The 1,319-nt window shown below is 64.1% G+C and carries 1 protein-coding gene; it reads left to right on the forward strand.

Annotation, left to right across the window (positions count from 1 at the left end; all coding sequences use genetic code 11):
* Positions 1–144 precede the first annotated feature (144 nt).
* Positions 145–1,239, forward strand: coding sequence for a hypothetical protein (locus tag ACYOEI_RS41040; protein WP_462856471.1), 1,095 nt, complete (start codon positions 145–147; stop codon positions 1,237–1,239).
* Positions 1,240–1,319 lie beyond the last annotated feature (80 nt).

The raw sequence follows: 1,319 nt of genomic DNA on the forward strand, positions 1-1,319 counted from the left end.
GACGGAACTGAGTCCGCTGCAGCGCAGGCTCCTGAGCCTGTTGCGAATGACGGCGGCTTATAACCGCTGACGTGGCGACCGCCGGAAATTCGGAGAAATTGAATGCCGGATGTGCGGAACGTAGGATCCAAGATGGAGGCCCCTGTGATCCAAGAGGATTCCCCCCGCCTCAGCTCCACGGCCCAGGTCTCCGACGGCGAGTTTCGGATCCGGCAAGGCGGCCGGATCGCCTGGATTGGTTTCATCCTCCTGCTGGCCCTGCTGGGGAGTCAACGATCTCGGCAGGTCCTCCACCCCCATCCGTTCCCGTTCGTCGCCCTCGTCGTCGTCACGCTGCTCGGCTCTGGTCTCGCGATCGTGGCCGGTGTCGCCCTCGGCGCCAGGGGGCCTCGTCGAGGGCTTGCCTTGGCGTCGACCTTCGCGTCCTCGGTTCCGCTGATGATCCTCGCGGCGGGCTTGGTCTATGCGGTCTCCTGCTTCGTGGACAAGCGGATCCCGAACAATCTGCCGATGAACCTGGCGAAGACGGCCGCGGGCTCGTTGATGAGGGCGGAGGCCTCACTCGGCTATCGTCGTCGCCTGGAGACCTCGAGGCTCGTGATGTTCTACGACGACCTCGAGGAACCGAGGCGTGACGCGGAGATGATGGACGGTCATCTGGCCCGGCTCGAGACGATCCTCGGCGGCCCCTTGCGTTCGAAGGTCTACTGGGTCCGCGGGCGGTCGCTCCTGATGGGATCACCCGCCCAAGGGATCGCCGGTTTGAGCATTGCGGGCCTTGCGTTCGGGAGCGAGAACAGCCCGGCCGATTGGGGACAGTCGAGGTGGCTGGATCGCCACGAGCTCGCCCACGCCGCGATCGACCAGTTCCGCACGCGGGACGCCGACCCCCCGTACTTGCTGCACGAGGGGTGGGCCGTCGCGCAGGCCGGGCTCAGCTCCTTCGACCTCGCCCGCGACGCCCTCGATTATCGCAAGCATTTCGGCCCGCTTCGCCTCGCCGACATGCTCAGCTCGGAGAGCTATCATCGCATCTTGGAGCCGGACTACGTCCTCGGCGGCGCGTTCGTCGATTTCCTGGTCCGCCGCCATGGGAGTCGCGTCTTCTTGGATTTTTATAATTCGATCCGACCGGAAACCGTCGACGCCGCCTGCCTCGACCACTTCGGCGTCGAGTTCGACGCCCTGGAGGTAGCCTTCTGGAAGGACGCCGAACGACTCGCACCGGGTTTTAAGTAAAATGATGCTATGAATGATTGATAGAAATGAAATTTGATTAAGGGGAATCTCCGGTAGGCGGGGCACTCTTGCCCCGCGGG

Source organism: Singulisphaera rosea (genome assembly GCF_054877945.1).